Origin of the sequence: Streptomyces sp. NPDC058221 (assembly GCF_042882365.1) — a bacterium.
GTDB lineage: Bacteria > Actinomycetota > Actinomycetes > Streptomycetales > Streptomycetaceae > Streptomyces.
This window is the reverse complement of the sequence record NZ_JBHVWF010000025.1, coordinates 16,803-36,898: the sequence shown is the minus strand read 5'-3', so window position 1 is coordinate 36,898 and position 20,096 is coordinate 16,803. Positions and strand designations below refer to the sequence as shown.

Genomic DNA, 20,096 nt, shown 5'->3' with positions numbered 1-20,096 from the left:
GGGCGGCCCGGGTGCCGGCCTCCACGCCGCACCCCGGCCCTGCAGCGGAGCCGCTCGGGCCTCGCGGCTCACTGCCCCACGCGACCTGGCTGCAGCGCCTTGCTGAACAGGACGGTGCCGCCCTGAGCCCGCAGCCGGACGGTCAGTTCGCCGCTGTCCCCGTCGATGTCGACCTCGCCGAACAGGGGAGGGGTCTCCATAGGCGACATGTTCGCCCGATCGGGCGCCTGAACGAACACCTGATCGGGTCCGAATGTGCCGTCGAGTGGATTGGAGGGGAACTGACCGGCGGCCAGCGGGCCCCGTCACGAACTCCCAGAAGGGAGCGAAGTCCTTGAACGCCGCCCGCTCGGGGGCGTAGTGCTGGGCCGACGTGTAGTGCACGTCGGCCGTCAGCCAGACCGTGCCGGTGATCCGGTGGTGCTTGATGTACCGGAGCAGTTCGGCGATCTGCAGTTCGCGGCCGAGGGGAGCCCCGGGATCACCCTGCGCCACCGCCTCGAAGTCCGTCGCCCCATCGGCCACGACCAGGCCGAGCGGCATGTCCGCGGCGATGACCTTCCACACGGCCCGGGACCGGGACAGCTCGCCCTTGAGCCAGGCCAGTTGCCCGGATCCGAGGATTCCGGTCGTGTCGTCCGGCTGCCGGCCGGGTGAGTTGGCGTTGCGGAACGAGCGCATGTCCAGGACGAACACATCGAGCAGCGGGCCGTGCCGCACCACTCGGTGCACCCGGTCACCGCCCGACTGCCGGTGCAGCGTGGACACCGGGAAGTACTCGCGAAAGGCCCGCATCGAGCGGTCCGCGAGCACGTCCACGTTCTTCTCGGTGTAGCGGTCGTCGTCGAGGATCTGCCCGGGGTACCAGTTGTTGCGCACCTCGTGGTCGTCCCACTGGATGATCGAGGGCACCTGCGCGTTGAACTCCCGGAGGTTGTCGTCCAGGAGGTTGTAGCGGAAGTTGCCCCGGTACTCGGCGAGCGTCTCGGCGACCTTCGCCTTCTCCTCGGTGGTGATGTTGTGCCAGACACGGCCGTCCGGCAGCTGCACGCTGGGCTCGATCACACCGTCCGCGTAGATGTTGTCGCCGCTGCAGAGGAAGAAGTCCGGGTCCAGGCGGCGCATTTCGTCGTACACCCGGTATCCGCCGATGTCCGGGTTGATGCCCCAGCCCTGTCCCGCGATGTCCCCGGACCACAGGAAGCGCACTCCGTCCCGGCGGCGGGCCGGTGCCGTGCGGAAGGTTCCGTACACTGGTTCACCGGTGCGGCGGGGATCGTCCGGAGCGGCGAGCGTCACCCGGTAGTGCACCTGCTCGCCCGGCGGCAGACCGTAGAGCGCTGTCGTACCGGTGAAGTCGGTACCCGGGCCGAGCAGAGGACCGTGCCAGCGGCGCGGGCGCCGGAACGACTCGGTCGACGAGGTCTCCACGACCATCCGGGCCGGACGGTCGGATCGCACCCACACGAGCGCGGATGACGCCGTGACGTCACCCACCTGCACACCCCAGGACGCGGCCGGACGGCCCGACCGCGCGAAAGCGGGGGCCGCCGCGCCCACCACAGGAAGGGAGAGGGCGGCCGAGGCGGCCAGCGAACCGCGCAGCACGGAACGGCGGTCGGGGGACGGAATTCGCGGACGGAACGGCATCGAAGCGCCTCCGGGGCAGCGGGTGGGGCGGACGGACTGCTGGGTGACCGGCCCACCCTCGCGCCCGACGGAGGCGGGCACACCAACGCGAGGTGAATACCCGGTCCCGGCCTCCGCTCAGCCGTGCCCCCGCTGGGCCTCGGCCAGCAGCCGTACGCCCCGGGCGATGTCCACCGGGGTCAGCTGCGCGTAACCCAGCACCAGGCTCACCGAATCGTCCGCCGGCTCCGCGGTGCCGCAGGCGCTCAGCAGCCGCAGCGCGATTCCGGCCCCGGCGGCACGGGCGGCGAACCCGGCCTCGGGACCGTACCGTTCGGGCAGCCGGGCAATGATGTGAAGCCCCGCGGCGATACCGCTGACCTCGGTGCCGGGAAAGTGCTCGGCCAGGGCCGCAGTCAAGGCGTCGCGGCGTTCCCGGTACGCGCGCTGACAGCGTCGCAACTGGCGGTCATAGCCACCCCGGGCGATGAAATCGGCGAGGACCGCCTGGTCTACGGCCGGATTGCCGAGATCCATGGTGCGCTTGCGTGCGACGATCTCGTCCGTCATGGACGCCGGTGCCAGCAGCCATCCGAGCCGCAGACCGGGTGCCAGTGATTTGCTCACCGAACCGGTGTACGCGACGTGCTCCGGATCCAGCCCCTGCAGAGCGCCGACGGGCGCCCGGTCGTAGCGGAAGTCACCGTCGTAGTCGTCCTCGACGAGCACTCCGTCGACATCTCTCGCCCAGTCGAGGAGCAGACTGCGACGGGCTGCGGAGTATGCGATTCCAGTGGGGAACTGATGAGCCGGGGTGGTCATCACGGCGCGGACCCCGGAGCGCGCGAGCGGCTCGGTCGCCAGACCTTCGCCGTCGAGCGGCAGCCGGGACACGGCGAGACCCGTCGAGGCGAACAGCGCGCCGTGCTCGGGACTCCCGGGATCCTCGACACCGACCGTGCGCATCCCCTGCCCGTGCAGCGCGAACCCGAGCAGTGTCGTCGCCTGCGCCACGCCCGAACAGACCAGCAGCCGCTCCGGATCGGCCACCACACCGCGACGTCGCGTCAGCATCGCCGCGAGAGCGACCCGCAGTTCCGGCAGTCCCCGTGGGTCGGGATAGCCCAGGGCGCTGTGCGGCAGCCTGCCGAGCACCGAACGGTGGGCGGCGGCCCAGGCAGTGCGCGGGAAGAGCGAGAGGTCCGGGGTCCCGGGCCTGAAGTCGACGCGTGTACTGGGGTCGCGCGGGGCAAGATCGCGGGCCCCGCCCGCCGCGGCCCGCACCGCCCCGCTCACCCAGGTCCCCGAGCCGAGCCCGCTGCGCAGATAGCTCTCGGCCGTCAGCTGTTCGTACGCCTCGGTGACCAGACCGCGTGAGACACCCAGATCGGCGGCGAGTTCACGACTTGCCGGAAGCCGCGTCCCAGGTGAGAGGCGGCCGGAACGGACGGCCTCGCGCAGCGCCGACTGCAGGGCGCGACCGCGGCCGCGGGCCGGGGCTGACACCGCCGGCAGCAGCAGTTCCCAGGCGGCGGAGACCGGTTCACGGTCCGCGCCTGCGCTGTCCGGTGCAGGATTGGTCCCCGAAGACATCATGGAAGTGGACCTTAAACCCGGCCACCGCGCTGCCTAACTTCGGTGTCATGAATGTGACCTACCTCCGCGGGACCCTTCTCGCCACTGTCGCCGCCGTCCTCGTGGGCGCCTCCTTCACCGCCAACAGCGTGCTCGGTGACTACCCGTACGCGGGCGGCCAGGCACTGCGCTACGGGCTGGCCGGCCTGCTGCTCCTGCCCCTTCTGCGGCGCGGCGGAGCGCCCCCGCCCGCCGCAGTCCTGCGCAGGCTCAGTGGCCGGCAGTGGGGGCGGCTCGGGCTCCTCGCTGCTGTCGGCATGGTCGGCTTCAACCTGGCCGTACTGGCCGCCGAGCGATCAGCGGAGCCCGCCGTTCCGGGAGTCTTCGTAGGCTGCGCCCCGATCATTGTCGCCGTGCTCGTGCCGCTGCTGGACGGGCGCCGTCCTGCTCGCCCTGTGCTCTACGCTGCCGCGCTGGTCGCAGCCGGAGCGTTCACGGTGCAGGGATGGGGCCGTACGGACACGGCGGGCATCCTCTGTTCGGTGGGTGCGCTGGTCGGGGAGGTGGGCTTCGCCGTTATCGCCGTACCGGTGCTCCGTCCGCTCGGCCCGAAGCTGCTCTCCGCCACGGTCTGTTTCATCGCCGCGGTCGAGTCGGCCGCGCTGGGGCTGCTGCTGGACGGCGGCAGCTTCCTGCGGATGCCCTCTCCAGGTGAGACGGCGGCGCTGCTCTGGCAGGCCGCTGTGGTGACGGTCATTGGATTCGTCTGCTGGTACATGGGCATGCAGCGCATCGGCGCCGAGCGCGCCACGCTCTTCTCCGGTCTGATCCCGGTCTCGGCCGCACTCACCGCCCCGCTGGTCGGCACGGGTTCATACGGTCTCGCGCAGGCCGCGGGCAGCTGTCTGGTCGGACTGGGTGTGGCGCTCGGGTCGGGCGTCCTGCGAGGGCGCAGGCGCGTGCCGGAGACGGGCTCAGCGGCTGGTGTCGAGAATCACCCGCGCCACCAGAGCCGGATCGTCGTTCATCGGCACATGGCCGCAGCCGGGCAGCCGGACCAGCCGGGCGCCGGGGACGGTGTGCTTGGCCCGGATCCCCTGGCGGCGCAGGAGCAGCCGGTCGCTGCTGCCCCAGGCGACGGTCACCGGTAGCCCCGGCACATCCTCGGTGAACCGGACATCGCGTCCGGCCGCCAGCGTCTGGTGGAACCCGGTCGCCTCCCGGAGAGCGACGGTCTCCAGGACCGCGGCTTCCGGTGAACGGCGGCCGGGCCGGGCGTAGATGGTACTCGTGAGAACCGTGCGGCCGGCCGCGGTGCGGGAGAGCCGCTCGACGAGCGGCAGTGGCATCGACCTGGCGGCCAGCCGCATGGCGCGCAGGGTACTGAACGCGTACTGCCGCTCGCCCTCGGTCCAGAACCCGGCGGGCGAGAGCGCCGTCACCGAGCGTACGAGTTTCTCGCGCCCCAACTCCAGTGCCAGCAGCCCGCCGAGCGAGTTGCCCGCCACATGCGGTCGGTCCACGCCCAGCGCGTCGCAGAAGGCCCCGAGCAGCGGCGCCACGGTCGTCAGGCCGTACGTGAGGTCATCGGGCAGTGCGGGAGAGGCTCCGAAGCCGGGCAGGTCGATGGCGATGACGTCCCTCTCCACGGCGAGGACGGGAATCACCGGGTCCCAGGCCTGGCGATGGTGGCCGATGCCGTGGAGCAGCAGCAGCGGCTCACCGGAACCCGTCCGCTCGTACGCTACGGATACGGTCCGCGGCCCGCGGGGTGACTCGACGGTGAACGAGACCGTGGCTGCCATGGAGTTGCTCCCGGTTGTTCCGGCACGCGAAGGCCGTGCCTCAGGCGACTTAGACAATGCGTCAACAACAATTACCGCCAGGTAGCTTGGAGTTCAAGGGGTCCGGGCGATTCGGGCTGGACAGTGTGCGGAACGTCGGCTGGGATGTGACGGTGACCACCGACCCCGCGACCGACGTCTTCGAAGAGCAACGGCCCGTGCTCACCGGGGTCGCCTACCGCATGCTCGGCCGGATCGCGGACGCGGAGGATGTGGTCCAGGAGGCCTGGCTCCGCTGGTCGGCCGCGGCGCGGGAGGACGTGCGCGAACCGCGTGCCTTCCTCGTCCGGATCGTCACTCGCCTCGCCATCGACCGGCTGCGCCGGCTCCGGACACGACGCGAGGCATACGTCGGGCCGTGGCTGCCGGAGCCCGTCGTCACCGAATTCGGCCCAGCCGTGCCCGACACGGCGGAGCAGGCCGTCCTCGCCGAATCCGTCTCGGTCGCGGTGCTGGTCGTCCTCGAATCGCTGTCACCGCTGGAACGGGCCGTCTTCGTCCTGCGTGAGGCCTTCGGCTTTCCTTATGGAGAGATCGCCACGACGCTCGACCGGACCGAAGCCGCTGTCCGCCAGCTCGCCGGGCGTGCCCGGCGGCATGTGGAGGACCGCAAGCCGCGCTACGACGTCGACCCCGTCCACCGCCGTGACCTCACCGAACGCTTCCTCGCGGCCGCTGCGGGCGGTGACATCGAGGAACTTCTCGCACTCCTCGCGCCGGACGTGCGCCTCGTCGGAGACAGCGGCGGGAAGGCGAAGGCTCCCCTGCGGGTCCTGGAGGGCGCGGACAAGGTCAGCCGCTTCCTCCAGGCCGTTGCGGGCCAACCGGCTCCGGACCTCGAGATCCGGAGCGTGGAGGCGAACGGCGGGCCGGCGCTGCTGGTCCTTTTCGGTGGAAAACCCGACTGTGTCATTCAGGTGGATGTGCGGGGCGGAGTCATTCAGTGCGTATATATCGTTCGCAACCCTGACAAACTCACCGGATTCAGCGGTGCATAGCCGTCCGGGCCCGTCGGCCGCTCCAACCGGTAAATCCCCTTCCGGCTGATCGAGGCCGGAAGGGGCCCGCTCAGCGCCCGTCTCGCCCCTCAAGCCCCACGGACCTCCCCGGACGTGGGGCTTTGCGCTGCGCGCGGTACGCCGCTCCACGAACGTCCTGTGAACACTCTGCGGCAGAGTGCCGTTTCGCAGCGTTACCGGCTAAGCATTGGTCTTGACCAAGGGGGTGTGCCGTCCTATGGTCGCAACGTTAAGACAGGAACCTTTAATAAATAACGTCGCGGAAAAGCCGCTGGGCGATTGCGGAGGACAAGGGTGGGGACCACGCAGCTGGAATCGGTGCAGGAGCCGAAGTACTGGCACCTCAAGACCGTGCTCAGTGAGGCACTCGACTCGGACTTTGCGGTGGGGGAGATCCTTCCCAACGAGCGTGAGCTCGCCGCCCGGTTCGGCGTCGCCCGGGCCACGCTCCGGCAAGCCCTGGAGCAGCTCGAACTCGAAGGCAGACTGCAGCGCCGCCGGGGCGTCGGCACGACCGTCGCGCCGCCTCGCGTGGGTGTGGCCGTTTCCACCGCCCAGCACGACTGGACCGGGGGCGGCGCGGGCGAGGCATGGCAGCCCGTCGACTGCCAGACCGCGGCGGCACCTGCCGCTGTGGCCGGTGCGCTCGACGTGGCGAACGACGAGCCCGTCCACATCGTGCGCCGGATCCGGGTCACCCAGGGGCAGGCCGTGGCGGCGGAGCTGTTGTACGTGCCGTCGTCCTCGGTGCCGGAACTCTCCGGCATAGAGACCCCGTCCGGCGCCTCCCGGGCCCGCAGCGTCGTGCGCGAACTGCACCGGCTCGGACTCGACGGCCAGGACCGCTCGGTGGAGCTCGGTTCCGCCCGCGCGGACGACGCCAAGGAACTCGACCGGCTTCCCGGCGCTCCTGTCCTCGTCGTCACCACCCGGTACCTCGCCGCCGGTGGCACCGCGGCCGTCTCCATCGCCACCTACCGGGCCGACACCTGCCGGCTCACCTTCGGCGACTCGGGCGACGTGGAGATCAGCCACCACGACCCGGAGCGCCGCGCTTCCTGACCAGGCACGTCCCGGCCGCCCAGCAGGCCCCCCCGCACGGCCCGTCGCACTCAGCGGCGGGCCGTCGCCGTTCCCTCCACGGCGAAGAGCTGCTCCTCGACGTGGTCGAGCGCCAGCCGCAGCGCCCCCGTGGCCACAGCGGCTTCACCGAGCAGCGACAACGCCACCCTCGGCGGCCGAAGACAGTAGCGGGCCAACTCCCCGCGGAGCGGGTCCAGTACCCCGTCCAGCCCGGCCGCCCAGCCCCCGATGACCACCAGCTCGGGATCGAGCGCCAGCACAAGCGCCGCCACATCGTGGACCAGCCGCTGAATGAACCGCTCGACCGCAGCCTGCGCCTGCTCGTCGCCGTGCCGCGCCTTCGCGAAGACCGCGGCTACCGCGTGCTCGTCCAGCGGGTCCAAGGGGGTGTCCGTTGTGGACAGCAGCTTCTCCGGTGTCACGTCACGGCCCAGGAGGTGCAGCGCACCGATCTCGCCCGCCGCACCGCCGAAACCGCGGTGCAGGCGTCCGCCGATCAGGGAACCAGCTCCCGGGCTCAGCCCCGCCAGCACGAACACGATGTCGTCGGACTCCGTGGCCGCACCCTTCCAGTGCTCCGCGACAGCTGCCGCGTTCGCATCGTTCTCCACGAGAACGGGACAGCGGAACGAGCGCCGCAGCCGCTCGCCGAGCGCCAGGCCCGTCCAGTCCGGCAGTGCGGTGCCCAGCCGGACGGTGCCGTCGGCCTCCACGATGCCCGGGCTGCCGACCCCGACCGCACGCAGGCTGCTGCGGGCGACGCCGGTCCGCCGCAGGACGTCGGCGACCACGGTCCGCACCTTGTCGAGGCGGTCGTCGGCGCAGGCGGTCTCCGAAACCGCACGGGAGCCGGCACTCATGATCCTGCCGTCCAGACCCGACAGCAGCGCCGAGACCCGGTGCGGGCCGATCTCGATGCCCAGCAGATGCCCGGCCTCGGCACGGAACCGGAACCGGCGTGCCGGACGGCCCTGCCGACGTGCCTCGGCGCCGTCGGGCGCGGACTCGACGACCAGGCCCGCCTCGAAGAGGCCCTCCACAACGCCCTCGACCGTCGGCCGGGACAGACCGGTGATGCGGGTCAGGTCCGTGAGGGTCGGGGAACCGGCGCCCCTGAGGGCGTGCAGCACCACCGCGGAATTGATCCGGCGCAGCAACGACGGGTCCCCACCGGTCAGCCGGCCCACGGTGTGTCCTCCCAGCTCGTGCGCATGTCAGGCGGATCGTACTCGTTGCTCAGGAGCAGGGCGACCGCGGGACGCAAGGCGGTCCGGAACGGGCAGAATCAACTCGGGGCGACGAATCCGGACTCATAGGCGGCGATGACCGCCTGCGTCCGGTCCCGGGCGCCCAACTTCGCGAGAACAGCGCTGACGTGGGTCTTCACCGTCTCGACACCCACCACGAGCTTCGCGGCGATCTCGGCGTTGGACAGGCCCCGGGCCATCAGCCGCAGCACCGCGGCCTCGCGCTCGGTGAGCGAGGCTCTCTCCATGGCCTCCCGCGCCCTGCTTGTCCCGTATTCGGCGGCAAGATGGCGAACCGCCGCGGGGAAGAGCAGTGACTCACCCTCCGCCACCAGCCGCACCGCATGCACGATCTCGGCCGGTCGCGCCCGCTTGAGGAGAAAGCCGTCCGCCCCCGCGCGCAGCGCCTCGTAGACGTACTCGTCGTTCTCGAACGTCGTCACCACCAGAATCTTCGGCGGATCGGGCACCGTACGCAGCACCAACCGGGTCGCCTCGATGCCATCCATGAGCGGCATGCGGACGTCCATCGCCACGACATCGGGGCGCAGCTGACGCACCAGCGGGATCACCGCCGCTCCGTCACCCGCCTCACCGACGACCTCGATATCGGGCTGGGCCTCCAGAACCGCACGCAGACCCGCACGGACCAGGGGTTCGTCGTCGACCAGAAGAACGGTAACCGGCATCCCGTCAGCGTATGCGGTTCAGCGGAAGGCTCGCGTGCACCATCCATTCCCTTCCGTACAGGCCGGTCTTGGCGTTGCCACCCAGCAGGGCCGCCCTCTCCCGGATGCCCCGCAGCCCGCTTCCGCCCCCGGGCGTACCGGTCGAACCCTCGAAGGGGTTGGTCACCTCCAACTCCAGCCGTCCGTCAGCGACGGTGATACGCACCCGGACGGGGACGGGCCCTGAGTGTCTCAGCGCGTTGGTCAGGGACTCCTGAAGGATGCGGTACCCCTCCCGGGACACCGACCCCGGCACCTGCTCCAACGGACCGGACACTTCGGCATCGACCTTGGCCCCGGCACCCCGTGCGGAGTCCAGCAATCGGTCCACCTCACTCAGGGACGGCTGCTTTCCGGAAGGTGCGTCCGACTCGCGCAGCACCCTGAGCACCCGCTCCAAGTCTTCGAGCGCGTCACGGCCGGTCTCCTCGATCGCCACCAGGGCCCGCTCGGTGAACCCGGGATCGCCGGCCGCCCGCGCAGCCCCCGCCTGCACGACAGCCACCGTGAGGGCATGTCCGATGGAGTCGTGCAGTTCGCGCGCGATCCGGTTGCGCTCAAGGAGCTGCTCGGTGCGCTCCTCCAGCGCCGTAAGCCGCTGGACCGGACTCGGGCCCAGCAGCCAACGAGCGGCCGCTGTGATCAGCTCCCCACATGCCACCACCACGGCGAGCAGCACCAGCAGGGGAACAGGGGCGAGGACCGCGGCCCACCAGTGAGTCCCCATCCCGCTGACAAGCCATTCGTCGCTCGGGTTCGTACCGAGCGCGGAGCGGACGAGGTCGACCGTCGTCGCCCCGAGCCACACCGTGGCAAAGCCGACCAGCCCCGCGCACAGCAGGCGCACCTCCAGCCAGAGCGACGTCCGCCAGCGCTCGGACCACGAGGTGGACACGACCGCCGAGATACTCGCGTCGGGGTCGCCACGCTCCGCAGGCGTGAGCAGCAGCTGTGCCTGGATCCCTTCGGCGAGCCGCATACCGGGTATCAGGCCGGCCAGCGCCGCGAGTGCGACCGGCACCCACGGCGTGTCCATCGAGATGTACAGCCACACGCTCACGACCGCGGACGGCAGGAGCAGATGCAGCCAGCGGGTGTAGGTGACCTGTTCGGCCAGCGGCAGGAGGAAGCGGAGCATGCTGCCCATCGTGCCAGCGCGCCAAGGCGGGACGGCTCCCCCGAGCGGGGGAGATGATCCACTCCGGCGGGGGAGGACTGCCGCCGGCGAGGCCGCCAGGCTGAGGACATGACCAGTATCGATGTCCACGAGCTCACCAAGGATTACGGCGCGACCCGCGCCGTGGACCGGCTCACCTTCAGCGTGAGGCCGGGCAGGGTCACCGGATTCCTCGGGCCCAACGGGGCGGGCAAGTCCACCACCATGCGGCTGGTCCTCGGGCTGGACCGGCCCACCGGGGGCACCGCCACCATCGGCGGCCAGACGTACACGGCTCTCGACGATCCGCTGCGCCGCGTCGGGGTGCTTCTCGACCCGCAGGCCGCTCACGGTTCGCGGACGGCCCGCAATCACCTGCTGGCGCTCGCCACGAGCAATGGCATCAGTGCCGGCAGGGTCGAGGAGGTGCTGGAGGAGGCGGGGCTCGGCCAGGTCGGCGGGCGCCGGATCAAGACGTTCTCCCTCGGCATGCGCCAGCGGCTCGGAATAGCGGCAGCACTGCTCGGTGACCCGGAGGTGGTGATGCTCGACGAGCCGTCGAACGGGCTGGATCCGGAGGGCATTGTCTGGATCCGGGAACTGATGAAGAGGCTCGCCCGAGAGGGCCGCACCGTGCTCGTCTCCAGCCATCTCATGAACGAGACGTCGTCATTCGCCGACCATCTGATCGTGCTCGGACGGGGGCGCCTTCTCGTGGATCTGCCGATGCAGGAGTTCCTCGACTCCCGCAGCCGGCCCCGGGTGCGGATGCGCACGATGGAATCCAGTCGGTTCGGTGAGGTTCTGACACGCAAGGGATACCGGGCCGCAGAGGGAGATGACGGCCGCTGGACCGTCGAGGGTGTGAAGGCGGAGGAGATCGGAGCGATAGCAGCCGTCGAGGGGATCGCAGTGCTTGAGCTCACCGACGAACAGGCCACCTTGGAACAGGCCTATCTGGAGCTCACGGCCGATGCCGCGGAATTCGCGTCCGTCGCTGCTTCGCCCACCACCCGTCAGGAGGCCTGACCGTGTCGGCAACCGCAGTCCTGCGTTCCGAGTGGATCAAGATCAGGTCGGTGCGCTCCATCGCGGGATCCCTGATGGCGGTCTTCCTCGTCACCCTGGCCGTCACAGTGCTTGCGTTCGCCACCGTCGGCCAGGCCGAGGCGGACAATGCGGACGCCGAACTTGTCTTCGGCGCCTTCTACGCACTGAATTTCGGCCAGATCGCGGCCATCAGCTTCGGAGCCACGGCGATTTCGTCCGAGTACCTCAACGGTGCGCTGCGCGTGTCACTCGCAGCCGTTCCACGCCGCACCCTCTTCTACACGGTCAAGATGTCACTGGTCGGGGGAGCGGCTCTGGTCGTCGGCCTCGCCACCACCTTCACCGCTTTTCTGGTGGGGCAGTTGTTCATGGGGGAGTACGCGATCGGACTGGGGGAACCGGGCGCCTTGAGGGCGGCGTTCGGAGGCGGGATGTATCTGGCGCTGATGGCGCTCTTCGCGGCGGGACTGACGGTTCTGTTGCGCAGCGCGATAGCCGTGCTCAGTCTGCTCATCCCCTTCATCCTGATCGTCTCGTTCGTGGTCGGGGACATCGCGGGCGGAGCAGCCGCCTATTTGCCGGACCGGGCCGGACAGTTGGTGCTGCACCAGCACCCGGAAGGCAGCCTCGGGCCCTGGGCCGGACTGGCGGTCACCGCAGCCTGGGCCGCGGCAGCACTGCTGGCAGGGTGGTGGGCGCTGCGACGCCGCGACGCCTAGTACGTCGGGGCGACTTGGCCACCGGTTCGACCCACCGGTTCGACCCACCGGGTTGATTCGAACCACGGGGTTGTTTCGACCCACCGCTTCGACCCACCGCTTCGACCCACGGATTCGGCCGGGAGCGCGCACGGTTCGGAGACATACGACTCGGGGCGCACCCGAGCCGGGGCTGGGACGGCAGGACGAGGTGGCTGAAATGCTCTCAAAGCATGGGGCGGGGCTTCGGTTGTCAGTGCAGGGCGGTTTACTGACGGCATGACCACCGCACATCACCTCCGCCTCATCGACGGGATGCGCACCCGGGAGTTCCCCGTGGAGCGCATCCGGTCGGGCACGGGAGTCAGCGGGCCCGGCTATCACATGGCTTTCCTGCACGCGGATGACGACGGCTGGGACGATGACGAGGCGGCGCGCCTGGAGCACCGGGTGCAGTGTCTGGCGGAGCATGACGCGCTGATCGCGTTGCTCGGTGCGCGATGGGGGGATCCGCGGATGATCAGCCTGTGGAGCGCGCAGGAGCGCATGATGTCCGGCGAGGTGATACCCGACCCATGGGCCGAGACCGCTGCGGGCTGCGAATATTTTCGGCTCTGGCACATAGAGGAACTGTGGATCGCACTGGGGCTCTGCCTGGAGGATGGTGGGCCGGGGTGTGAGCTGACGGTCGTGGTAACGGAGATAGACCCGCCGTAACCCGTGGGGAGACAGCCCGTGTATGGCGTGGGGAGCGCGTAAGACGTATCCGACCTGTATTCGGGGAGGGGCGGACGAGGGCAGCAGCCGATTCGGGCCGGCATTCCGCCTCGGCGGTCAGGTCCCGGCGCGGTCGGTGAGGGTGTGCGAGGCGACGGCCGATCGGAGGCGTCCGTACTCCTCGGCCATCGTCTGCGCGGTCCAGTGGGCGTTGAGGCCGCTGGGGTTGGGCAGGGCCCAGATGCGTGTGCCGCCGATCGCCCGTTCCTGCGGTCCGATGTGGGCCTGCCGTTCCCCGAACGCGGTCCGATAGGCCGTGATGCCGACTACCGCCAGCCACTGCGGCCGCAGCTGTTCCACCTTTGCGGTGAGGATCTCTCCGCCTGCGCGGAACTCCTCGGCGGAGAGTTCATCGGCCCGTGCCGTGGCTCTGGCGACGACATTGGTGATGCCGAGCCCGTACAGGAGCAACTCGGACTGTTCGGAGGGCCTCAACTGCCGTGATGTGAAACCAGACAGGTGGAGTACCGGCCAGAAGCGGTTGCCGGGGAATGCGAAATGGTGGCCCGTGGCACCCGTCATCAGGCTCGGATTGATTCCGCAGAACAGCACGCGCAGGCCGCCCGCGACCACATCGGGAACGGTGCGGTCGCGCGCGGCCTGGAGCTCATCGGGTGTCATCGGGGTGTGGAGCCGGTCGTCAGAGGATGGAGCCCGGTGTGTACCCGGCGGCTTCCGGGTGTTGCTTGGTGATCTCCTCGATCCGGGCGACGAGAGCGGTGACCTGGTCGCCGGCCGCGCCGGTGAACGAGAGCTTGTCGGCCATCAGCTCGTCCAGCTCGGCACGGTCCAGCGGAATGCGCTTGTCGGCAGCCAGCTTGTCCAGCAGCTCGTTGCGTTCCGTGCCCTGCTCACGCATGGCCAGCGCGGAGGCGACCGCGTTCTCCTTGATGGCCTCGTGGGCGACCTCACGCCCGACACCGGCGCGCACCGCACCCATCAACACCTTGGTCGTGGCGAGGAACGGCAGATAGCGGTCCAGTTCGCGCGCCACGACGGCCGGGAAGGCGCCGAATTCGTCGAGCACCGTCAGGAAGGTCTCCACCAGACCGTCGAATGCGAAGAACGCGTCGGGCAAGGCCACCCGGCGGACCACGGAGCAGGACACATCGCCCTCGTTCCACTGGTCGCCGGCCAGCTCGCCGGTCATCGAGGCGTAACCCCGCAGAATCACCATCAGGCCGTTGACGCGCTCGCAGGAACGGGTGTTCATCTTGTGCGGCATCGCGGACGAGCCGACCTGGCCGGGTTTGAAGCCCTCGGTCACCAGCTCGTGGCCGGCCATCAGCCGAATGGTCTTCGCGACCGAGGAGGGCGCGGCGGCGAGCTGTACCAGCGCGGTCACCACGTCGTAGTCGAGCGAGCGCGGATAGACCTGGCCGACCGAGGTGAAGGCCTGTGCGAAGCCGAGGTGGCCGGCGATGCGCTGCTCCAGATCCGCCAGCTTTCCCGCGTCGCCGCCCAGCAGGTCGAGCATGTCCTGGGCCGTGCCGACGGGGCCTTTGATACCGCGCAGCGGATAGCGGCCGAGCAGGTCCTCAAGACGGCCATAAGCGACCAGCAGTTCGTCCGCCGCCGTCGCGAAGCGCTTGCCGAGTGTCGTCGCCTGTGCGGCGACGTTGTGGGAGCGGCCGGTGATGACCAGCTCGCGGTATTCTCCCGCGAGCCTGCCGAGGCGGGCCAGCACAGCCACCGTCCGGTCCCGCATCAATTCCAGGGACAGCCGGATCTGGAGCTGCTCGACGTTCTCGGTGAGGTCGCGGGACGTCATGCCCTTGTGGACCTGCTCATGGCCGGCGAGGGCGTTGAACTCCTCGATGCGGGCCTTGACGTCATGCCGGGTGACCTTCTCGCGCTCGGCGATCGAGGCCAGGTCGACCTGGTCGAGGACGCGCTCGTAATCGGAGAGAGCGGCGTCGGGCACCTCGATCCCGAGATCCTTCTGGGCGCGCAGCACCGCCAGCCACAGCTGACGTTCCAGCTTCACCTTCTGCTCGGGGGACCAGAGGACGGCCAGCTCCGTGGAGGCGTAGCGGCCGGCCAGGACATTGGGGATGCGAGGCTTCGCAGACACAGCAGTCACGTGTCCAGATTCTACTGGCGGTTTGTGCAGGTCGGCGCCGCGGTCCGGTTTGTGGGTTGCTACAGGCCGCGGCCACCGGCACTCGTCGGTCCGGCCGGGAGCAATGACGGCTCCCGTGGGCCCGGTGCCCGGCGGCATTCGATGTCCGCCCGGCCCTCATGCCGGAGCCCAACCGGCACTGAGTCCGGTCGGGCAGGCGAGGGGTGTCACCGCTTGGCGGCGACGAAGCCCCACTGGTCGACCGGATCGCCGGTCACCGGTCCGTCGGGGCGCCACAGGCTGATCGACCCGAAGCCCGGCTTCACCAGGTCGAGCCCGTCCGCGAAGGTCCCCATGACCTCCTTGGGACGCGAAATGTACGGCATGGCACCCCCACTGGCGTACTCGTCGGATCCTGCCCGGGTCTCCGGTGTTTCGATGGTGTCGCACAGCATCAGGTGGCTGCCCGCAGGCAGGGCATCCAGGTAGCCGCGGAGCAGTGCGGCAGCCTCGTTCGCATCCGCCACGTGCCCCAGGGTCGACAGCAGCATCACCGCCACCGGACGGCCGAGGTCCAGTGTCCGGGCGGCCTCGCGCAGCACCGTCCCCGTGTCCCTGAGGTTCGCGTGCACATAGTCCGTCGCTCCCCCGGGATGGCTGGAGAGCAGGGCGCGGGCGTGAGCCAGGACGATCGGGTCGTTGTCGACGTACACGATGCGTGCTGTCGGGTCGACATCCTGCGCGACCTCGTGCGTCGCGTTGGCCGTGGGCAGGCCGGTGCCGAGGTCCAGGAACTGCCGGACCCCCACCTCGCCGGCCAGGTATCGTACTGCTCGCGCCTGGAATGCCCGGGAGGCGCGAGCTATCTCGGTGATCTGCGGGTACAGCTCTTCCAGCGTCGCCCCGAGCCGGCGGTCCACCTCGTAGTGGTCCTCGCCGCCCAGCCAGTAGTTCCACACCCGCGCCGAATGCGGCGTGCCCATGTCGATGCCGTTCACCGGTGTCTGTATGCCCTGCTCGTCAGCCATCGGTCCTCTTCGCGTCGCCCGGCCTGCGCGCGGACAATCGCCGTACCGCGCAAGCTCATGGTTCCCGACCCGCATCAGCCGCACCAGCCCCGCCGGGGAACAACTCGCGTACCGATCAGTCCGGTTACCGAGTGATCTAGTCGTCCACGTCCACCCGTCGCCACGTGGCGATCGGGCCCGGGGTGGGATCGTCCGACGTGACCCAGAAGGCCCGGCCCAGCTCGGCGTTGAACTGTGCGCCCCAGCGTCCGTCCCCGGATGAGCGGCCGGTCAGACGCCGCCCTATCCACGGGAACAGGTGCTGACGGGCGAAGCGCACATCATCGACGCGCCGGGTCGCCCAGCGCGGCGGGACGGCATCGGGCAGGAGTGCCTGCCAGTCGTTCTCCGGCGGCAGGCCCAGGGTCTGCCAGACCGCCTCGGCCACCCTGCGGTGTCCCTCGGCGGTCAGGTGGAGCCGGTCGACGTCCCACATCCGCTGGTCACCGAGCACCCGTGCCCCGTACAGATCGACGACCTCCGCACCGTGCCGGGAGGCCAGGTCGTCGACCAGGGAGAACAGCTCCTCCATCCGCGGGCGGAACCGTTCCATCACGGGTCCGTTGCGCCCGGGGCTGCGCATCAGTACCAGCTTCTTGCACGACGGCGCGAGGCGCTCCACGGCTTCTTCCAGCCGGCCCCGGACCATGCCCATGTCGCACTTGGGCCGCAGGGTGTCGTTGAGTCCGCCGACCAGCGTCACGACATCGGGGCGCAGGGCTGCGGCGATGTCCACCTGCTCGTCGACGATCTGGCCGATGAGCTTCCCCCGAACGGCGAGATTGGCGTAGCGGAAGCCGGGCGTCCGGGCTGCGAGCCGCGCGGCGAGGACGTCGGCCCAGCCCCGGTACGAACCGTCCGGCAGCCGGTCCGACATGCCCTCGGTGAACGAGTCGCCGATCGCGACGAGACTGGTGTAGGTGGCATTCATTTCCATGGCGATGCGAATCGTATCGCGGAGCAGGCTCCTTGCCCGGACGGCCAGGGCGGGAGCAGGGAGGGCCCGGGGGCGGGGGGCCCGGACCGGAGCCCGGACCCGCCCGCCTGCCTCCCGGTAATCCGGGATCAACGAGCCTGTGGTCGTCCCACGAGTTCCCGGAGCACGTCTTCCATCGTCACCATTCCGGCCAGCCGGTCGTCCTCGTCGAGGACTGCCGCCAGGTGCGTACGGCTGCGCCGGAGCGCGGTCAGCACGTCGTCGAGCGGCGTGGACGCCCGCACCCGGGCGATCGGCCGCATCGCCGTCACCGGGAACGGCACATCGCGGGGAGTGGCGTCGAGGGCGTCCTTCACATGCAGGTAGCCCAGAATCCGCTGTTCGCTGTCCATCACGGGGAAGCGGGAGAACCCGGTCTCCGACGAGAGCCGCTCCAGCTCCTCGGGGGTCGTACCGACCCTCGTGTACATCACCCGGTCCACCGGCAGCACAACATCGCGCACGGGCCGGCGGCCCAGCTCCAGCGCGTGATGCAGTCGCTCCGCCGCCCGGTCGTCGACAAGCCCGGCGTCACCGGCGTCCTTCACCAGACGGGCCAGCTCGTCGTCCGAGAAGGTCGCCGAGACCTCGTCCTTGGTCTCCACTCGCAGCAACTTCAGCAGCGCGTTGGCGAAGGCGTTGATCGTGAAGATCACCGGACGCAGCGCCCGGGCCAGCGTCACCAGCGGCGGACCCAGCAAGAGGGCGGTCCGCACCGGCTCGGCGAGTGCGATGTTCTTCGGCACCATCTCGCCCAGCAGCATGTGCAGATAGGTGGCCACGGACAGGGCGATCACGAACGAGATGGGGTGGATCAGCCCGTGCGGCATGCCCACGGTGTCGAAGACCGGCTCCAGAAGGTGGGCGATGGCCGGTTCCGCGACGATACCGAGGATCAGGGTGCAGAGCGTGATGCCCAGCTGAGCCGCGGCGAGCAGTGCCGAGACGTGTTCCAGCCCCCAGATGACGCTTCGGGCACGCCGGTTCCCGTCCTCCGCCTGCGGTTCGATCTGGCTGCGCCGTACGGAGATGAGAGCGAACTCTGCACCGACGAAGAAGGCGTTCACCACCAGTGTCAGCAGACCGATGAAGAGCTGTACGGCGGTCATCGCACGTCCTCCGACGGCTCGTCGGAGCCGGGCAGCGGGGCGTGCAGCAGTGCCCGCGCGGCGCGGCGCCCGGAGGCGTCCACCACGTCGAGCCGCCAGCCGGCGAACTCGAACGAGTCGCCCACGACGGGGATCCGGCCCACCTCCGATGCGATCAGCCCGGCAAGCGTCTCGTACGGTCCGTCCGGCACTCTCAGTCCGATCCTCTTCAGCTGGTCGGTCCGGGCCGCGCCGTCGGCCGACCACAGCGTGCGTCCGTCGGCGTCCTCACCGGCCGGTGCGAGATCCGGTGTCTCGTGCGGGTCGTGCTCGTCCCGCACCTCGCCGACGACCTCCTCGACGATGTCCTCAAGCGTCACGACACCCGCCGTGCCGCCGTACTCGTCGATGACGACGGCCATGGCGAGCTTGCCGGAGAGCCGGTCCAGCAAGCGGTCGACGGTCAGGGTCTCCGGTACGAGCAGTGGCTCGCGCAGCATGTCCGCCACCCGCTTACGCGGTCGCTGTTCGGCGGGGATCGCCAGCACGTCCTTGATGTGGGCGACGCCGACGACGGTGTCGAGGCTGCCCCGGTAGACGGGGAACCGGGACAGTCCGGTCGCCCGCGTGGCATTGGCGACATCCTCCGCCGTGGCCCGCACCTCCAGTGCGGTGACCTGGACCCGCGGGGTCATCACGTTCTCCGCGGTGAGTTCCGACAGATTGAGCGTGCGGACGAAGAGCTCGGCGGTGTCCGCTTCCAGGGCGCCGGCCTTGGCCGAGTGCCGTGCCAGTGCCACCAGCTCCTGGGGGCTGCGGGCCGACGCGAGCTCCTCTGCGGGTTCGAGCCCGAAACGGCGCACGATCCGGTTGGCCGTGTTGTTGAGATGGCTGATGAAGGGCCGGAAGACGGCAGTGAAGGCCCGTTGCGGGGTGGCCACGGTCTTCGCCACCGCGAGCGGCGAGGAGATCGCCCAGTTCTTCGGGACGAGCTCACCGACGACCATCAGGAACACGGTGGACAGAGCCGTACCGATGACGAGGGCCACGGACGACGCGACGCCGGGCGACAGCCCGACCGCCTCGATCGGGCCCCGGATCAGTTTGGCGATGGAAGGTTCGGAGAGCATGCCGACCACCAGATTGGTGACGGTGATGCCCAGCTGGGCTCCGGAGAGCTGGAAGGTGAGACTGCGTACGGCCTTCATGGCGCTCGATGCGCCGCGCTCACCCTCCTCCACAGCCCGTTCGAGCTGGCCGCGTTCGACCGTGGTCAGGGAGAACTCCGCCGCGACGAAGGCGCCGCAGGCAAGGGAGAGCAGTACCGCCACGAGCAGCAGAAGCACTTCGGTCATCGGTTCACCTCCGTCCCATGATCGGGCAGGGACAGGGGGATCGCGCGGCGTCGGCGATATCGGCTACCGGGAGGCTCGCCCATGGATGGACGCTCACACCTTTCGTAGGGATCGGCAAGGAAACACCAATGTTAAAGGATCGGCAAAGTTGCTCGTCGTCCCGGGCCGGGACCTCGCGGCGGCACCGGGCAAGGGCCGCAGGCCGGGTTCCCCGGTCACTCTGCCGAGCTCGCCCGCTGTGAAGCCTTCCCCCTGCGGCGCTCTCACCCCTGCAGTGGCTTCACCCAGCGTCGCCAGTGGTCCTCGCGGTGGTAACCGGCCGCCTCCCAGGTGTGGTGCGCGCGCTCGTTGGCCTCCAGGACCATGGCATCGACGCGCCGTCCGCCGAGTGCGGCGAACCGTTGTTCCGCTGCCTCCAGCAGAGCCGTGGCGATGCCTTGCCGGCGGAGGTCCGGGGCGACGGCGAGCCGGTACGCGGAGCATCGCCAGCCGTCGAAGCCGGCGATGACCGTGCCGACCAGTGCACCGTCACGCTCCGCGAGGATCAGGGCTTCGGGGTCGCGCGAGACGAGCCGTCCCACCCCGTCGTGGTCGTCGCTGATGCTCGTGCCTTCTGCGGCCGTGCGCCAGAACCGCAGCACGGCGTCGATGTCGGTGGGGGCGGCATGTCGGATGTGAAGATCGCTCATCGGACAAGCCAAGCAGAACGATCTTCCGAGCAGCGAACGAGTTTCTGACCCGG

General features: G+C 69.9%; 17 protein-coding genes and 2 pseudogenes. 6 read left to right on the top strand and 13 right to left on the bottom strand.

Features of this window, described 5'->3' with window-relative positions:
• Positions 1-68: 68 nt before the first annotated feature.
• A pseudogene (locus ACFVW8_RS11320) lies at positions 69-1,650 on the bottom strand (alkaline phosphatase D family protein).
• Between the two features lie 117 nt (positions 1,651-1,767).
• Complete coding sequence (locus ACFVW8_RS11315; RefSeq protein WP_389688496.1) at positions 1,768-3,225, bottom strand: PLP-dependent aminotransferase family protein; 1,458 nt, start codon at positions 3,223-3,225, stop codon at positions 1,768-1,770.
• Between the two features lie 47 nt (positions 3,226-3,272).
• On the opposite strand from ACFVW8_RS11315, the pseudogene ACFVW8_RS11310 reads away from it, so the two are divergent.
• Positions 3,273-4,121 (top strand): annotated as a pseudogene (locus tag ACFVW8_RS11310) (DMT family transporter); the annotation flags it as partial.
• 57 nt (positions 4,122-4,178) lie between these two features.
• Here ACFVW8_RS11310 and ACFVW8_RS11305 read toward each other — a convergent pair.
• Positions 4,179-5,009 carry an alpha/beta fold hydrolase gene (locus ACFVW8_RS11305; RefSeq protein WP_389688495.1) on the bottom strand — a complete coding sequence of 277 codons (831 nt, stop codon included), beginning with the start codon at positions 5,007-5,009 and terminating at the stop codon, positions 4,179-4,181.
• Positions 5,010-5,161: 152 nt separating this feature from the next.
• Here ACFVW8_RS11305 and ACFVW8_RS11300 point away from each other — a divergent pair, with 152 nt between their 5' ends.
• Both ACFVW8_RS11300 and ACFVW8_RS11295 read left to right on the top strand, forming a co-directional pair.
• A complete protein-coding gene (locus ACFVW8_RS11300) occupies positions 5,162-6,046 on the top strand; it encodes an RNA polymerase sigma-70 factor (RefSeq protein WP_389688493.1) in 885 nt (294 codons plus the stop codon).
• A 315-nt stretch (positions 6,047-6,361) separates the two neighbouring features.
• Positions 6,362-7,129: a GntR family transcriptional regulator gene (locus ACFVW8_RS11295; RefSeq protein ID WP_389688491.1), complete on the top strand. Its 768-nt coding sequence runs from the start codon at positions 6,362-6,364 to the stop codon at positions 7,127-7,129.
• Positions 7,130-7,179: 50 nt separating this feature from the next.
• On the opposite strand, the gene ACFVW8_RS11290 is transcribed toward ACFVW8_RS11295, so the two are convergent.
• The 3 genes from ACFVW8_RS11290 to ACFVW8_RS11280 form a co-directional block, all read right to left on the bottom strand.
• On the bottom strand, positions 7,180-8,337 hold the full coding sequence (locus ACFVW8_RS11290) for an ROK family transcriptional regulator (protein ID WP_389688489.1): 1,158 nt from the start codon (positions 8,335-8,337) through the stop codon (positions 7,180-7,182).
• Positions 8,338-8,435: 98 nt separating this feature from the next.
• Complete coding sequence (locus ACFVW8_RS11285; protein ID WP_389688487.1) at positions 8,436-9,086, bottom strand: response regulator; 651 nt, start codon at positions 9,084-9,086, stop codon at positions 8,436-8,438.
• Between the two features lie 4 nt (positions 9,087-9,090).
• The gene (locus ACFVW8_RS11280; protein ID WP_389688486.1) at positions 9,091-10,263 is read right to left on the bottom strand and encodes a sensor histidine kinase; all 1,173 of its coding nucleotides are present in this window, start codon (positions 10,261-10,263) and stop codon (positions 9,091-9,093) included.
• A 108-nt stretch (positions 10,264-10,371) separates the two neighbouring features.
• On the opposite strand from ACFVW8_RS11280, the gene ACFVW8_RS11275 reads away from it, so the two are divergent.
• From ACFVW8_RS11275 to ACFVW8_RS11265, 3 genes are all read left to right on the top strand, one after another.
• A complete protein-coding gene (locus ACFVW8_RS11275) occupies positions 10,372-11,310 on the top strand; it encodes an ATP-binding cassette domain-containing protein (protein WP_389688484.1) in 939 nt (312 codons plus the stop codon).
• Positions 11,311-11,312: 2 nt separating this feature from the next.
• A complete protein-coding gene (locus tag ACFVW8_RS11270) occupies positions 11,313-12,050 on the top strand; it encodes an ABC transporter permease (RefSeq protein ID WP_389688482.1) in 738 nt (245 codons plus the stop codon).
• A 258-nt stretch (positions 12,051-12,308) separates the two neighbouring features.
• Complete coding sequence (locus tag ACFVW8_RS11265; protein ID WP_389688480.1) at positions 12,309-12,746, top strand: hypothetical protein; 438 nt, start codon at positions 12,309-12,311, stop codon at positions 12,744-12,746.
• 117 nt (positions 12,747-12,863) lie between these two features.
• On the opposite strand, the gene mug is transcribed toward ACFVW8_RS11265, so the two are convergent.
• The 7 genes from mug to ACFVW8_RS11230 form a co-directional block, all read right to left on the bottom strand.
• Positions 12,864-13,427 (bottom strand): G/U mismatch-specific DNA glycosylase, encoded by a 564-nt coding sequence (gene mug, locus ACFVW8_RS11260; RefSeq protein ID WP_389688478.1) that lies wholly within the window; start codon positions 13,425-13,427, stop codon positions 12,864-12,866.
• 19 nt (positions 13,428-13,446) lie between these two features.
• Positions 13,447-14,889, bottom strand: a complete 1,443-nt coding sequence (purB, locus tag ACFVW8_RS11255; RefSeq protein ID WP_389688476.1) for an adenylosuccinate lyase — start codon at positions 14,887-14,889, stop codon at positions 13,447-13,449.
• 206 nt (positions 14,890-15,095) lie between these two features.
• A complete protein-coding gene (locus ACFVW8_RS11250; RefSeq protein ID WP_389688474.1) occupies positions 15,096-15,896 on the bottom strand; it encodes an SAM-dependent methyltransferase in 801 nt (266 codons plus the stop codon).
• 136 nt (positions 15,897-16,032) lie between these two features.
• Positions 16,033-16,872 carry an SGNH/GDSL hydrolase family protein gene (locus tag ACFVW8_RS11245; protein WP_389688472.1) on the bottom strand — a complete coding sequence of 280 codons (840 nt, stop codon included), beginning with the start codon at positions 16,870-16,872 and terminating at the stop codon, positions 16,033-16,035.
• A gap of 128 nt (positions 16,873-17,000) precedes the next feature.
• Complete coding sequence (locus ACFVW8_RS11240; protein ID WP_389688470.1) at positions 17,001-18,020, bottom strand: hemolysin family protein; 1,020 nt, start codon at positions 18,018-18,020, stop codon at positions 17,001-17,003.
• A complete protein-coding gene (locus tag ACFVW8_RS11235) occupies positions 18,017-19,354 on the bottom strand; it encodes a hemolysin family protein (protein WP_389688468.1) in 1,338 nt (445 codons plus the stop codon). The genes ACFVW8_RS11240 and ACFVW8_RS11235 overlap by 4 nt, the downstream gene beginning before the upstream one ends.
• Positions 19,355-19,617: 263 nt before the next feature.
• Positions 19,618-20,043: a GNAT family N-acetyltransferase gene (locus ACFVW8_RS11230; protein ID WP_389688466.1), complete on the bottom strand. Its 426-nt coding sequence runs from the start codon at positions 20,041-20,043 to the stop codon at positions 19,618-19,620.
• Between the last annotated feature and the right edge of the window lie 53 nt (positions 20,044-20,096).

What these genes read in the sequence shown, in the direction of transcription:
- ACFVW8_RS11315 (WP_389688496.1), bottom strand. Translation starts at nt 3,225, where the DNA reads ATGATGTCTTCGGGGACCAATCCTGCACCGGACAGCGCAGGCGCGGAC.
- ACFVW8_RS11285 (WP_389688487.1), bottom strand. Translation starts at nt 9,086, where the DNA reads ATGCCGGTTACCGTTCTTCTGGTCGACGACGAACCCCTGGTCCGTGCG.
- ACFVW8_RS11245 (WP_389688472.1), bottom strand. Translation starts at nt 16,872, where the DNA reads ATGGAAATGAATGCCACCTACACCAGTCTCGTCGCGATCGGCGACTCG.
- ACFVW8_RS11230 (WP_389688466.1), bottom strand. Translation starts at nt 20,043, where the DNA reads ATGAGCGATCTTCACATCCGACATGCCGCCCCCACCGACATCGACGCC.
- ACFVW8_RS11275 (WP_389688484.1), top strand. Translation starts at nt 10,372, where the DNA reads ATGACCAGTATCGATGTCCACGAGCTCACCAAGGATTACGGCGCGACC.
- ACFVW8_RS11240 (WP_389688470.1), bottom strand. Translation starts at nt 18,020, where the DNA reads ATGACCGCCGTACAGCTCTTCATCGGTCTGCTGACACTGGTGGTGAAC.
- mug (WP_389688478.1), bottom strand. Translation starts at nt 13,427, where the DNA reads ATGACACCCGATGAGCTCCAGGCCGCGCGCGACCGCACCGTTCCCGAT.
- ACFVW8_RS11235 (WP_389688468.1), bottom strand. Translation starts at nt 19,354, where the DNA reads ATGACCGAAGTGCTTCTGCTGCTCGTGGCGGTACTGCTCTCCCTTGCC.
- ACFVW8_RS11305 (WP_389688495.1), bottom strand. Translation starts at nt 5,009, where the DNA reads ATGGCAGCCACGGTCTCGTTCACCGTCGAGTCACCCCGCGGGCCGCGG.
- ACFVW8_RS11280 (WP_389688486.1), bottom strand. Translation starts at nt 10,263, where the DNA reads ATGCTCCGCTTCCTCCTGCCGCTGGCCGAACAGGTCACCTACACCCGC.
- ACFVW8_RS11265 (WP_389688480.1), top strand. Translation starts at nt 12,309, where the DNA reads ATGACCACCGCACATCACCTCCGCCTCATCGACGGGATGCGCACCCGG.
- ACFVW8_RS11250 (WP_389688474.1), bottom strand. Translation starts at nt 15,896, where the DNA reads ATGGCTGACGAGCAGGGCATACAGACACCGGTGAACGGCATCGACATG.